Source organism: Polaribacter sp. KT25b (assembly GCF_900105145.1).
Lineage (GTDB): Bacteria > Bacteroidota > Bacteroidia > Flavobacteriales > Flavobacteriaceae > Polaribacter.
In genome coordinates, this window is the sequence record NZ_LT629752.1 from 3421784 (window position 1) to 3435670 (window position 13887).

General features: G+C 29.3%; 11 protein-coding genes. 2 read left to right on the forward strand and 9 right to left on the reverse strand.

Features of this window, described 5'->3' with window-relative positions; all coding sequences use genetic code 11:
- Positions 1 to 19: 19 nt before the first annotated feature.
- The 3 genes from infB to rimP all read right to left on the reverse strand — a co-directional run bounded on the left by infB (position 20) and on the right by rimP (position 4682).
- Positions 20 to 2887: a translation initiation factor IF-2 gene (gene infB, locus BLT70_RS14785; RefSeq protein ID WP_091896029.1), complete on the reverse strand. Its 2868-nt coding sequence runs from the start codon at positions 2885 to 2887 to the stop codon at positions 20 to 22.
- Between the two features lie 67 nt (positions 2888 to 2954).
- Positions 2955 to 4208: a transcription termination factor NusA gene (gene nusA, locus BLT70_RS14790; protein WP_091896032.1), complete on the reverse strand. Its 1254-nt coding sequence runs from the start codon at positions 4206 to 4208 to the stop codon at positions 2955 to 2957.
- 12 nt (positions 4209 to 4220) lie between these two features.
- On the reverse strand, positions 4221 to 4682 hold the full coding sequence (gene rimP / locus BLT70_RS14795; protein ID WP_091896035.1) for a ribosome assembly cofactor RimP: 462 nt from the start codon (positions 4680 to 4682) through the stop codon (positions 4221 to 4223).
- A gap of 176 nt (positions 4683 to 4858) precedes the next feature.
- Here rimP and BLT70_RS14800 point away from each other — a divergent pair, with 176 nt between their 5' ends.
- Positions 4859 to 5689, forward strand: coding sequence for a universal stress protein (locus BLT70_RS14800; RefSeq protein WP_091896037.1), 831 nt, complete (start codon positions 4859 to 4861; stop codon positions 5687 to 5689).
- On the opposite strand, the gene truB is transcribed toward BLT70_RS14800, so the two are convergent.
- From truB to BLT70_RS14830, 6 genes are all read right to left on the reverse strand, one after another.
- Complete coding sequence (gene truB / locus BLT70_RS14805; protein ID WP_091896040.1) at positions 5686 to 6384, reverse strand: tRNA pseudouridine(55) synthase TruB; 699 nt, start codon at positions 6382 to 6384, stop codon at positions 5686 to 5688. The genes BLT70_RS14800 and truB overlap by 4 nt on opposite strands.
- Positions 6385 to 6399: 15 nt before the next feature.
- Positions 6400 to 7194: an undecaprenyl-diphosphate phosphatase gene (locus tag BLT70_RS14810; RefSeq protein ID WP_091896043.1), complete on the reverse strand. Its 795-nt coding sequence runs from the start codon at positions 7192 to 7194 to the stop codon at positions 6400 to 6402.
- 3 nt (positions 7195 to 7197) lie between these two features.
- A complete protein-coding gene (locus BLT70_RS14815) occupies positions 7198 to 7437 on the reverse strand; it encodes a DUF3098 domain-containing protein (RefSeq protein WP_091896046.1) in 240 nt (79 codons plus the stop codon).
- A gap of 4 nt (positions 7438 to 7441) precedes the next feature.
- The gene (locus tag BLT70_RS14820) at positions 7442 to 8320 is read right to left on the reverse strand and encodes an ABC transporter permease (protein ID WP_091896048.1); all 879 of its coding nucleotides are present in this window, start codon (positions 8318 to 8320) and stop codon (positions 7442 to 7444) included.
- A 169-nt stretch (positions 8321 to 8489) separates the two neighbouring features.
- On the reverse strand, positions 8490 to 9914 hold the full coding sequence (locus BLT70_RS14825; RefSeq protein ID WP_231962743.1) for a DUF5689 domain-containing protein: 1425 nt from the start codon (positions 9912 to 9914) through the stop codon (positions 8490 to 8492).
- Between the two features lie 13 nt (positions 9915 to 9927).
- Positions 9928 to 12678 (reverse strand): carboxypeptidase-like regulatory domain-containing protein, encoded by a 2751-nt coding sequence (locus tag BLT70_RS14830; protein ID WP_091896054.1) that lies wholly within the window; start codon positions 12676 to 12678, stop codon positions 9928 to 9930.
- 118 nt (positions 12679 to 12796) lie between these two features.
- Between BLT70_RS14830 and BLT70_RS14835 the strand changes: the two genes are divergently transcribed.
- Positions 12797 to 13852 (forward strand): endonuclease, encoded by a 1056-nt coding sequence (locus tag BLT70_RS14835; RefSeq protein ID WP_091896057.1) that lies wholly within the window; start codon positions 12797 to 12799, stop codon positions 13850 to 13852.
- Positions 13853 to 13887 lie beyond the last annotated feature (35 nt).

A 13887-nucleotide genomic window follows, 5' to 3' on the forward strand; every position in this document is an offset into this window, starting at 1 on the left:
TTATGTACTAAAAATAAATTTATTTCAACTTCTTTTTTACTGCTATTTCTTTATATGCTTCTATAATGTCGCCTTCAACAATATCATTGTAGTTCTTAACTTGTAAACCACAATCATATCCTTTAGCAACTTCTTTAACATCGTCTTTAAATCGTTTTAAAGATGATAAGATTCCGTCATGAACAACAATTCCGTCTCTAATAATTCTAATATTAGAATCTCTAAATATTTTACCAGACATTACCATACAACCTGCAATATTACCAACTTTAGATATTTTATATACTTCTCTGATTTCTACATTACCACTAACTTCTTCTTTCATTTCTGGAGATAACATTCCTTCCATGGCGTCTTTCAAGTCATTGATTGCGTCATAAATAATTGAGTAAGTTCTAATATCTACTTCCTCTCTGTCTGCAATCATTCTTGCATTTCCTTGAGGACGTACATTAAATCCAACTATAATTGCATCAGAAGCAGTTGCTAATAAAACATCACTTTCTGTGATTGCACCAACTCCTTTATGTAAAATATTAACTTGAATTTCTTCTGTTGATAATTTTTGGAACGAATCTGTTAAAGCTTCTACAGAACCATCTACATCTCCTTTTAAGATAATATTTAATTCTTTAAAATCTCCAAGTGCAATTCTACGTCCAATTTCTGCAAGAGTAAGCGTTTTCTGAGTTCTTACAGATTGCTCACGTTGTAATTGAGAACGTTTAGATGCAATTTGTTTGGCTTCTCTTTCATCATCAAATACATTAAATTTATCACCTGCTTGTGGCGCACCGTCTAATCCTAAAATTGAAACTGGAGTTGATGGTCCAGCTTTTTTCATTTTATTACCTTTATCATCAAACATAGCTTTTACTTTACCACTATGTTTACCTGCAAGTAAATAATCACCAATATTAAGGGTTCCTGCTTGAACCAAGATAGTTGTTACATAACCTCTACCTTTATCTAATTGTGCTTCTACAACAGTACCAATTGCATTTTTATTAGGATTTGCTTTTAGCTCTAAGATCTCTGCTTCTAACAACACCTTCTCTAATAAACCATCTATTCCTTCACCTGTTTTTGCTGAAATATCTTGAGATTGAATACTTCCACCCCATTCTTCAATTAATAAATTCATTGAAGATAATTGAGTTTTTACATTATCTGGATTTGCATTTGGTTTATCAATTTTATTAATTGCAAATATGATAGGTACTCCTGCTGCCTGAGCATGAGAAATTGCCTCTTTTGTTTGCGGCATTATATCATCATCTGCGGCTGCAACAATAATTACTAAATCTGTTACTTGTGCTCCTCGTGCACGCATTGCTGTAAAAGCTTCGTGACCTGGAGTATCTAAAAATGCTATTTTCTGATCACCAACATTTACAGAATAAGCTCCGATATGCTGCGTAATTCCACCACTTTCTCCTTCTATAACATTAGCTTTTCTAATATAATCTAGCAAAGAAGTTTTACCATGATCTACGTGACCCATTACAGTAATAATTGGTGCACGAGTAATTAAATCTTCTGGTTTATCTTCTACTTCTTCAATTGATTCTTCGACTTCTGCACCAACAAACTCTACTTTATGATTAAACTCTTCTGCAACAATAACTAATGTTTCTGCATCTAAACGCTGATTCATTGTTACCATCATACCAAGCATCATACAAGAAGAAATAATTTGAGTTACAGGAACATCCATCATTGTAGCAACTTCACTTACAGTAACAAACTCTGTTACTTTTAAGACTTTATTACCTAATGCTTGTGCTTCTAATTCTGCCTCAGTATGTTCTCTGTGAGCTTCTCTTTTATTTCTACGATATTTCGCTCCTTTACCTCTAGAAGATTTACCTTGAAGTTTTTCTAAAGTTTCTCTAACTTGCTTCTGAATATCTGCTTCTGTAGGCTCTTCTTTCTTAATAGGTGTTCTTTGATTAGCTTTACCTCTAAAACCTGGTCTACCAACTCCTCCTCTAGTATTTCCAGAAGTTCCTCTTTTAGCACCACCAGTTCTAGTGTTTGCATTACCACCTGTTGTAGGTTTATTTATACGTTTACGTTTCTTTTTCGCATCTGCATTAGTGTCCTTTTTAACTTCTGGTTTTTTCTTTTTAGGTCTTTCAAATTGTTTTAAATCAATTTTCTTACCTGTAAAATTAGGGCCATCTAATTTTTTATACTGAGTTTTAATTGCCTCAGCATTTTCTGCAGTCACTTCTTCGGGTTTCTCTTCTTTCTTAGAAGAGTCCTTTTTAGATTCGTTTTTAGCATCAACTTTAGAAGCTTCTTTTTCTATTTCAGAAACAGTTTTTTTAACAGTTTGCTTTTCAGCTACAACTTCTTCTAATTTAGGTTCAACAACAACTTTTTTAGGTTCTTCTTTTACCTCTTTAGCTTCCTCTACAATTTCAGATTTTTTAACAACCTCTACTTCTTGAACTTTTTCAGGTTCTTGAACTTTTGGCGTCTCTGCTACTTCTTCTGTTGCATCAACAGATTTTTTACCTAAATTATTGATATCTATTTTACCAACAGTTTTAAATTCTAATTTTTCTGCTTTGGCTTTTATTAAGATCTCCTCCTTCTTAGTTTCTTCTGCTCTTTTCTTTTCTAACTTAGCCTCAATTTCTAAACGAATTGCTTCTTTCTCTTTACGTTTTTCTTCACCAACTTCTTTAGATGCAGCTTTTTTATTTGCATCTTTTTCAAAGCCATCTTGTAAAACTCGATAGACATCACTAGAAATTTTAGTAGTTGGCCTTGAATCTATTTCATGACCTTTTTTTGCTAAATATTCTACCGCTCTATCAAGAGAAATATTTAATTCTCTTAAAACTTTATTAAGCCTCATTGTTTTGCCTTCAGACATATATTATTTTTTAGCCTTTAATTCTGTAAAAATATGCTTTTTACTTTAATTTTATTACAATTAAATATTACTCGAACTCCTCTTTCAAGATTCTCTGAACATCTAATATAGTTTCTTCTTCTAAATCGGTTCTTTTTACAAGTTCTGCCACACTAGCTTCCAATACGCTTCTTGCTGTATCTAAACCAATCTTTTTGAATTCTGTAATAACCCAATCTTCAATCTCGTCCATAAATTCTGTTAACTCTACATCTTCTTCTTCTAAACCTTCTCTTTGAACGTCTATTTCATAACCTGTTAACTCACTTGCTAAACGTATATTTACACCACCTCTACCAATTGCTTTAGAAACTTCTTCTGGTTTTAAAAGTACTTTTACGCGTCCTTTTTTACCATTTCTAACTTCATCATACATTTCTATTTCCATTGAAGTCACTTTTGCAGGACTCAATGCTCTAGAGATATATAATTGTTCGTTTTTGGTATAGTTAATAACATCTATGTTTTCATTTCCTAATTCACGAACAATACCATGAATTCTTGAACCTTTAACACCAACACAAGCTCCTACAGGATCTATTCTATCATCATAAGAATCTACAGCAACTTTTGCTTTTTCACCAGGAATTCTTGCAACGCCTTCAACAGTTATTAAACCGTCAAAAACCTCAGGAATTTCTTGTTCAAACAATTTATTTAAAAAAGATGGTGAAGTTCTAGATAAAATAATAGCTGGTTTATTTCCTCTTAACTCAACAGCTTTAATAACACCTCTTACAGAATCTCCTTTTCTAAAGAAATCTGAACGAATTTGCTCACTTTTTGGTAATACAATTTCATTACCATCATCATCTAACAAAATAATTGCATTATGGCGAATGTGATGAACTTCTGCAGAATATAATTCTCCTTCTAAATCTTTAAAATGTTTAAAGATGTTTGTACTATCGTGTTCGTAAATTTTAGAAATTAAATTTTGACGTAAAGCTAAAATTGCTCTTCTTCCTAAATCTATTAATTTTACTTCTTCGGATACATCTTCACCAATTTCAAAATCTGGCTCAATCAATCTTGCTTCAGCTAATTCTATTTCTTCATTATCATCTTCAGAAAAACCATCTGCAACAACAATTCTATTTCTCCAGATTTCTAAATCTCCTTTATCAGGATTAATAATAATATCAAAATTATCATCAGAACCAAACTTACGTTTTAACGCTGCCCTAAATACCTCTTCTAAAATAGACATTAATGTTACTCTGTCTATACTTTTATTATCTTTAAATTCTGAAAACGAATCAATTAATGCTATATTTTCCATTAAGTTTTTTGCTTAAAATAAAATTTTTACTCTTGCCTCTTTAATATCTTTATACTCTAAAGTTGCCGTTTTTTGCACAGTAACTTTTCCTTTACCTACTAGTTTTGGTTCTCTAGCTTTCCAAGCTAAAACAATTTTATCATCATCTGCTTCCAATAAAGTACCCTCTATTTCTTCTTCAGCAGTTTTTACTTTTAATATTCTATTGATATTTTTTATGTATTGTCTATTTAATTTTAATGGATGTGCAATGTCTGGTGTAGAAACTTCTAGCGAAAAATCTTCTACTTCTCTATCTAAATTACTATCAACACTTTTACTAATTCTAATGCATTCACTTAAAGGAACCCCATTATCTCCATCAATAATAATCTGAATTTTGTTATTAGTAGAAATTATTAAATCTACTAAATACAAAGATTCATTTAGCGCTAAAGCCTCGTCTACTAAGTCTTTTATCTGTTTTTGATCCATATAAACCTTAACATAAAATATAAAAAGAGGGGACTTTTTAGTCCCCTTCATCTCCACATTTATTATGATTTTCGCTGCAAATATACTAAATGTTTATGATTTACCAAATAGAGTTCCATTCAATTATTTTTTTATATCTTTAGAATCATGATATTATCATTAAAACTTAATCGAATATGAAAACTATTTTAGTACCAATAGATTTTTCTAAATCATCTGAATATGCTGCAAAAATGGCCGCAAAAATTGCATTAAAAATGGATGCAACTGTTTATCTTATTCATTTAATTGAACTTCCGAAAGGAGTAATAGATATGGGTTTTGCTAGCAGATTTAGCATTCCAGAAAGCATGCTTTATCTTAGAAAAGTTAGGGAAAAAGTATTAGAATTTAAAGAAAATTTTTTCAACAAAGACATTCAAGTTGAATACTTTATAAAACTAAACAATCCTTTTGAAGGAATTATAAAATATGCTGATAAAATTGATGCAGATTTAATAGTAATGGGCACTAAAGGGCATTCTAATTTTAAAGAAATACGAATTGGCTCTAATACAGAAAAAGTAGTAAGAACCTCTACAACACCTGTTATTGTTGTAAAAAAAGATAGTAAAAAGTTTAAACTAAAGAATTTAGTATTCGCTTCAAGTTTTAAAAATGAAGACAAAAAAGAAGTTTTTAGAAAATTTCTTTATTTTGCAAATATATTTAATAGTAAAATACATTTACTTAAAGTAAATACGGCTTCTAACTTTGAAAGCACTCATGATGCTAAAGAAAAAATTACAGAGTTTATAAAAGAATATCAACTACCTAAATACTCTATAAATATTTATAATGATGTTTCTATAGAAAAAGGGATTTTAAACTTTTCTAGAGATGTAAATGCCGATTTAATTAGCTTAAGCACACATGGCAGAAGTGGTTTATCTCACTTAATTAACGCGAGTGTTACTAGAAAACTATCAAATAAAGCTTTAAAACCAATATTAACTATAAGGGTTTAGATAGCATCTAATTTTAATGTATCAATAAATCCATCAACAGAAAGACTTTTATCAACAGAAAAATTGCCAATTTTTGTTCTTCTTAAGGCTGATAAATGTGCGCCAGAATTTAGTACATTTCCAAAATCAAAAGCTAAAGAACGAATGTAAGTACCTTTACTACAAACTACTTTAAAATCTACTTCTGGTAAATTAATATTTGTAATTTCAAATTCTGATATTGTTACAGTTCTAGATTTAATTTCTGTAGTTTCACCTTTTCTTGCTAACTCATATAAGCGTTTTCCATCTTTTTTAATTGCTGAAAAAATAGGCGGTTTTTGCTGAATTTCGCCAATAAATTGTTTTGTAGTTTCTTTTAATAATTCTTCAGAAATATGATCAATAGAAAAAGTTTCATTGATTTCTGTTTCTAAATCGTAGCTCGGTGTTGTTGCACCTAATGTAATTGTACCTGTATATTCTTTAATTTGACCTTGATAAGTTCCAATCTTTTTAGTTTGTTTACCTGTACAAATAATTAGTAAACCTGTTGCTAAAGGATCTAAAGTACCAGCGTGACCAACTTTAATGTTTTTAATTTTAAAACGTTGCTTTATTTCCCAACGAAGCTTATTAACTACCTGAAAAGAAGTCCATTTTAAAGGTTTATCAATTAATAAAACTTGACCATTTTTAAAGTCTTCTTCTGTCATTTAATTAATCTTATATTAACTTAAAAGCGAATATCCTATTGCAATAACACCTACTACAGCACAATAAATAGAAAAATATGATAATTTGCTCTTTTTAACCAAAGCAATCATCCATTTACAGGCTACTAAACCAGAAACAAAAGCTGCAATAAAACCTACAGAAATAGGTATAATTTCTGAAGATTCAAAACTAATATCTCCTCCTAATAAATCTTTTCCTATTTTTCCAAAAATCAAAGGAACAACCATTAAAAAAGAAAAACGTGCCGCTCTAGTTCTATCAATTCCCAACAAAACAGATGTAGAAATTGTTGCTCCAGATCTAGAAATACCTGGTAACATTGCAATTGCTTGAGAAACACCAATTAATACTGAATTAGAAAATGACACTTCTTTATTTGTGCTTTTTGCTTTATCTGCAAGTAACAATAAACCTGCAGTAACCAACAACATTATACCTACTAACAATATTTTTCCGCCAAAAAAAGATTCTAACTCTTCTTCGAAAAGTAACCCTACAACTACAGCAGGAATCATTGAAATAATAATTTTTAAAGAAAACTTTAATTCATCATTCCATTTAAACTGAAATAATCCTTTAAAAATTTCTGCTACTTCTTTTCTAAATATAACCAACGTACTTAATGCAGTTGCAAAATGTAAAACCACTGTAAATGTTAAACTTTCTTCAGGTACAGAGGTGTCTCCTAAAATAGCTTTTGCCAACTCTAAATGTCCACTAGAGGAAACAGGTAAAAACTCTGTTAAACCTTGTATAACTCCAAGTATAATTGCTTCTAATAAATCCATAGTTTATTTTTTTTCTGCAAAAATAGCATAAAATTCTATTGCCAACCCAATAATTACTAAAGTAGGTGCTAAACGAATTCTTTGCCAATTATATATTTCTTCGTTAAAAACTTCTGGATTATCACTACCTCCGCCTGCCATAAAAACAAATCCTAAGACTATAAAAACAATACCAATTAGCATTATTGTGTAATTCTTTTTGCCGAATAAAAATTCTTTTTCTTGTATATTTTCTTTTTCCATAATTTTAATAATGAAGTTCGTCTGTTTGTAAATTTAAAAAGCGCTGAGTAGCAAAGAAAGTACTAATCCAAGTAATTATAAATGCTGATAAAAACACACCACCAACCAAATACCCTAAGGTAAGGTAATCTTCTAAAAGCGCTAAACTTGGTATATATTTATCTACATAATAGATTACAAAAGCTAAGCCTGTTAAAGCTAAAAAAGCACCAAAGAAACCTAGTTTTATACTTCGCCAAATAAATGGTTTTCTAATAAAACTCTTTGTTGCACCAACCATTTGCATGGTTTTTATATTAAATCGTTTAGAATAAATAGATAACCTAATAGAACTATTTATTAAAATCATAGAAACCAACGCAAAAAAGCCACTAAAAACTAACAACCAAAAACTAACTCTTTTAATATTTTTTGTTAATAAATTAATTAAAGGTTTATCGTAAGAAACATCAGCTACAAATGCGTTTTTTTGAAAACGAGTTTCTAATTCTTGCATTTTTTCTGGAGTTACAAAATCTGCTTTTAGGTAAATATCAATTCCGTTTTTAAGAGGATTTTCTCCTAAAAACTGCAAGAAATCTTCTCCTATTTCTTTACTATATTTTTTTGCAGCTTGTTCTTTGCTTGTATAAACTGCTTTTTTAGTAAATTCTTCTTCTAAAAGAGATTCTCTAAAAGTCTTTATTTGTTTCTGAGTTACTTTATCTTTTATAAAGAGCGTAATTGCTACTTTTTCTTTAACATGATTAGCAACTTTAGTAGATTTTAAAAGGATTAAACCTAAGACACCAACCATAAAAAGCACTAAAGCTATGCTAATTACAACAGAAATGTAAGAAGATTGCAAGCGCCTTTTCTGATAAGAATCAAACTTAGATGACATTATTTTTCACTTTTAAAATCGGTGCAAGATAATAATTAGAAACCAGTTGACAGTAACTGTTAGCAGTATTTTAACGTATAGAAATTAAACATTATAAAAAATAATTGATATCAATTATATTTTATAATGCGATACCAATGTATTCTGTTTTTTTCTTTTGATCAAAATATTATTTTGCAATAATATTAATATTATCTAATTCATATGTTCCATCAAAAATATCGTTGCCATTTCCAGTATATTTAAAAGCAATATAAATTGTACCAGAATAATTAGACAAATCTATAAAAGTTGAATTTATAAAACTATTATAATCATCATTATTTGCTGCTATTTTTGCTGGTAAAGCCATCCAATTTGCAGTTGTAATTGTTGCTTCATTTCCATTCCAATTATCAGAAATTAAAACCTCCAAAGTACTTCCATCTGCAAAAGAAGTTGAAGTTTCAAAAGATAAATATTCTTCTAAAGTTGCATCTAAATTTACATCCTCTGTAATTAACCAAGAAATTGTACTTTCATCTCCAGATCTATAAGAACCAATATTTGCTGCTATACTTAAAGAATTTACATCTGTATAAGATCTCCATTTTTTAGAACCAACTTCTATAAAGTTTGTCCAATTCGGAATATCAATTTCACCAGAAGTTGCCTCAAAATCTTGTTGTAACAAAATGGTAGAAAAATCTGTTAATTCTGATGGCGTACATCTTGAATCAGCCATAAAAACATCATCTGCAGTGTTTAAAACCAAAACTGTAAAATCCCCTCCAAAATCTCTAGAAACAACAGCTTTTATTGTTCCGCCACCTTCTGGTAAAGCGTTATTTGCAAAACTAGCAAATGAACTCGTTTCTACAAATGACGAAACAAAACCTGGACCTTGACAAGTTTCTATTTTACGTTTCGTATCAAAATCTTCAACAGGATTTACAAATGTTTTCCCTTTTAAATCCGAAGAAAAAAAAGCGTTTTCTATCGCTACAAAAGTTCCAATATTAGAAATATCATCTAATCCGCCTAATGTTACTATTTTAGGAACAATTGTTTCTGTTGTTATAGATCTAAATAAATGATTTTCTATCTGATTTTGAGTTATACTTTCAACCTCTCTTATATCTGTTAAATTTACTTTTCCTCCAATAGAAATTACGCCATCACCAGAATTTGTTTCTCCCAAATAAAGGTTTTTAAGCCTTATATAAACTTCACGTCCGAAGCTAAATTTATTGTAACTATTGGTTAAATTAATGGCAATTTTAATTCCTGCTGATGGATTTTCTGGCGCATCTTGCATGTAAAACTCTCTAAAATAATTCCCTTTTGCATCCGAAGAAACTACATATCCTTTTATAACAATATCAGAAACTATTTTTAAAGGATCGTTACCCGAATTGTATAAACTTTTTAAATCTTTTATCGATTTTAATTCTACTTGATTATTTTGAATGCTATCTAATAATGCATTTAAACTTAGGTTCTCTTCAACTCCTAAATTTTCTGGAACCTTAAAATTATTATCTTCTACACATGCGGTAAAAAACATACTCATACTAATAGCAAATAGCATGATAATTGTTTGATTTCTTTTCATTTCAATTTATTTTTTAAAAACTAATATTTACATTTACAAAGTAGGTTGTACCTCTTCCGTACCAATATTTGTTGCCAAAAACTGGTTTTTCTATTGATTTATCTATTTTTAATTCATTATAATTTGCGTTTCTACCTTGCTCAAATCCACCAGATTTGTATTCTGCATTTAACAAGTTATTTACCGTTGCAAAAAAACTAACATAATAACGAGAAATTTTCCAAGATTTACCACCAACAATATTTATAACTTTATAGTTATTAAACTTTTCTTGCTGTAATAATTCTCTTGCAACATTAATATTATAATTTGGGAAAGTTAAACCATCTGCATCTGTGTAAAAATTACTAGACCTCGTTAATGGCGCAATATCTACATAAGTGTTACTAAAAAAATTTGCAGTTGCACCAAACCACCAATAATCTGGGTCACGATATTCAAAACCAATTGAATATGCATTGTGTGGACCCGCAGAAATTTTATAATTCTTTAAGTTGGATATGTAATTTCCTGAACGTCCATTTTCGTCAAAAATACCTTCATTTGTAACATCAGAAGTAAGATACAAATCAGGATTATTAGCATAAATAAAACTACCAACAGAAGCAGCACTTTTTAATTTTATGGTTGATGTAACTTGTGCTTCTAAACCAAATTCTAGTCCTAAATGCTGCTTTTCTATTCCAGATAAAATTTCTTGAACAAAAGCAGTATTATCGCCACCAACTCCATCAGCAAAATAAAAAGAAATTTCTGTTGCATCTTTTATAGATGTGTAATAACCTGTAAGTCTAGAGGTAATAATTGGCCTTCTTCTAATATAACTTACATCTGCAGAAAACACTTTCTCGCTTTGTAAATTATCTACAATATTATTATTTTCTCTAGAATTAGAAAAAGAGTTTCTAATTGTTGGCGCTTGTGTTAAATAAGCAACATTTACATCTATTAGATTACGCCCATTAACTTTATAAGTTACACCTGTTTTTACACCATAATTTGTAAAACTTAATTTATCTGATGTTCCTAAAGAACTATTTTCAAAACGTCCATTTTTATATAAACCTTCTCTTTGATTTGATATTTGAGAAACGTTTACCGCCGCATAAAAATCTACTTTATTATAGGTAAATTGCCCTTGTAAAAAAGCGTTCATGAAATCTGAACTTAAATTAAAGTTATATCTAAATTTATCGCCAACACCAACAACTCTATTCGGATTTAATACATCATTTTGCATTTGCGCTTCTGAATCTGCAAAATTATTGATATCTAAATACCCATTTCCGCCTAATAAATCGATAACTTCTGCAAAGTTTTGAGAACGTAAACGCTTATATTCTAATTTTCCATTAATAGAAATATTGTTATTTAAATATGAATCGAAAATAGTATTTATTGTTATTTGTTTGTCATCATTTCTATCTTCATATAAAACATAAGCATTATTTTGACCATTATTTGCGTTAGTAACATTTGCGTCATAAATTCTATTCCAGTCAAGTTGACCACTATTTACAAAATTTTCTTGCGCAGTATAAGCATCTGATAAATCATTATATCTTAAAAAATAACTTGGCAATGTTTGATAATACGTAGGACTCGGATTAGAACCACCATTAAAATCTAAACGACTATTTCCTATTTTTCCAAACTGATAAGATACATTTGTTTGTACAGTTGTATTTTCTGATACATCAAAATAATGACTAAGCATTAAAATAGGTTCTACCACTTCTTTTATTCTAGAATTTAATTTTTTTCCGTTTAAATACCCCCAATATTCATTGTATTCAATTCCCTTTAAATCGAAAACTTCTTGAGTGTTAGGAGACGATTTTCCTCTTCTATTTGGTGTAAAAATTCCAGTAAAATTAACGCTATGTTTTTCGTTAATTTTCTTTTCTACGGATGTAAATACAGAATATGCATTATAAGAAGTACCATCATTAAAACCTTCATTTCCGGCTCTTCTACTGCCAGAAAAAGTCATAGACCAACCACTTTTAGAAACACCCGTAGCATGTGTTGCCATTACTCTGTGTTCATAACTTCTGTTTGATGAAGAATACGAAATTCTTGTTCCTTGTCTTTGCAAAGAAGCTCTTGTGTTCATATTTGTAGAACCTAAAACACCTCCAAAAGTAAAATCCGAAGGAGATAAACCATTGCTAAATTCTTGATTTCTTAAAACATCATTTAAACCACCCCAATTACTCCATTGCGCTCTACCATCGTAGATTTTATTCATTTCAATTCCGTTAATCAAAACTTTACCATTTCCAGAATCTAATCCTTTTATTTTAAAAAACGAACTACTAAATTCAAAAGCAGCCGTTCTTAAAAAAATATCTTTAGACGCTTGTAAAAGTCCAGAAATATTATCTGCAGAACTTGTGTCATCACTTAACTCATCGTCTGTAATTGTAATAATACTTGCATCTAATTCTTCGGTAAAATCTTTGTATAAATAAATTGTGCCAAGGTCTATTGGCTTGCCATTTAAATCTAAAGGAAAATTTTGAGTTTCGTAACCAAGTTGCTTAATCTCTAAAATGAAATTTCCATTTTTAAGATTTCTCAATACAAAAGAACCATCTTCTTTTGTTACTACTTTTTTCGATGTTTTTTTAAGTAAAATATAAACATCCTTTAATGGCTTTTTGGAATCATTGTCTATAATAATTCCGCGTACAATATTTTGTGCATTTACTCCCAAAATTAGAAATAGCAGCATACATATTGATGAAATAATTCTTTTCATAAATATCTTTTTCTAGCAAATTTTCCTATCAAGTTACAATTTTTAAATTAAAAAACATTAAAAAGCACTGATTTTTAATTTTTTTACCTAAATAATTTTGTATTTTAGTAATAAAAAAATGAAGCAAAAAACATATCTATTATTTATCTTATTATTTTCTATAACCGTTGCTATAGCTCAAAATAAAGAAAAAAAATATGCTATTAGAACCATCGCTTTTTACAATTTAGAAAATTTATTTGACACCATTAATGATGTTACTAAAAATGATGAAGCAAGTCCAATGATGGAGTTAAAAGCAAATAGATCTGCAGTTTATTGGGATAAAATTGACAAACTTAGTAGCACAATTGCACAAATTGGCTTAGATGAAGCAAAAACAAGTCCTGCAATAATTGGTGTTTCTGAAGTAGAAAACATAAATGTGCTAGAAGATTTGGTAAAATCTAAACATTTAATAAAAAAAGATTACGGCATTATTCATTACGATTCTCCAGACAAACGCGGAATTGATGTAGCTTTACTGTATCAGAAAAAATATTTTAAACCAATTTTTCATGAAGTTTATAATCCAAATATCTTTAAAGACAACTTTAAAGTCTATACAAGAGATCAATTATTAGTTTCTGGTTATTTAGATGATGAACTGATTAATGTTATAGTAAACCACTGGCCATCTAGAAGAGGTGGCGAAGCAAAAAGCAGACCTTTACGAGAAAAAGCTGCATATCAAAACACAAAAATTATTGCCCAAATTAGAGAGAAAGACCCAAAAGCTAAAATTTTTATAATGGGCGATTTTAATGACGACCCAATAAATACTAGTTTTAAAGAAGTTTTAAAAACGAAAAGTAAAAAAAGTGAAGTTGGTGAAACAGATATTTACAATCCTTATGAAGATATGTTTAGAAGAGGCTTTGGCACGTTAACTTATAGAGATAATATTAATTTATTTGATCAAATATTAATTTCTGACCCCTTGTTAGATAAAGGTAAAAAAGATTTTTCTAACTATAAAATGTTTAAAGCTATGATTTTTAACAAACGCTTTTTAACAATTAAAAAAGGCAAATATAAAGGTTATCCTTTTAGAAGCTTTGCTAACGGTAGTTATACTAGTGGATACTCAGATCATTATCCTGTTTATATGTATTTAATAAAAGAGAAAAAATAATTTTAGATAGATAAAATTTACATTTAAAAAACTAC

Coding starts and splice junctions, on each gene's coding strand:
- BLT70_RS14810 (WP_091896043.1), bottom strand. CDS start 7,194: ATGGATTTATTAGAAGCAATTATACTTGGAGTTATACAAGGTTTAACA.
- BLT70_RS14835 (WP_091896057.1), top strand. CDS start 12,797: ATGAAGCAAAAAACATATCTATTATTTATCTTATTATTTTCTATAACC.
- BLT70_RS14800 (WP_091896037.1), top strand. CDS start 4,859: ATGAAAACTATTTTAGTACCAATAGATTTTTCTAAATCATCTGAATAT.
- rimP (WP_091896035.1), bottom strand. CDS start 4,682: ATGGATCAAAAACAGATAAAAGACTTAGTAGACGAGGCTTTAGCGCTA.
- BLT70_RS14815 (WP_091896046.1), bottom strand. CDS start 7,437: ATGGAAAAAGAAAATATACAAGAAAAAGAATTTTTATTCGGCAAAAAG.
- BLT70_RS14825 (WP_231962743.1), bottom strand. CDS start 9,914: ATGAAAAGAAATCAAACAATTATCATGCTATTTGCTATTAGTATGAGT.
- truB (WP_091896040.1), bottom strand. CDS start 6,384: ATGACAGAAGAAGACTTTAAAAATGGTCAAGTTTTATTAATTGATAAA.
- BLT70_RS14830 (WP_091896054.1), bottom strand. CDS start 12,678: ATGAAAAGAATTATTTCATCAATATGTATGCTGCTATTTCTAATTTTG.
- BLT70_RS14820 (WP_091896048.1), bottom strand. CDS start 8,320: ATGTCATCTAAGTTTGATTCTTATCAGAAAAGGCGCTTGCAATCTTCT.
- infB (WP_091896029.1), bottom strand. CDS start 2,887: ATGTCTGAAGGCAAAACAATGAGGCTTAATAAAGTTTTAAGAGAATTA.
- nusA (WP_091896032.1), bottom strand. CDS start 4,208: ATGGAAAATATAGCATTAATTGATTCGTTTTCAGAATTTAAAGATAAT.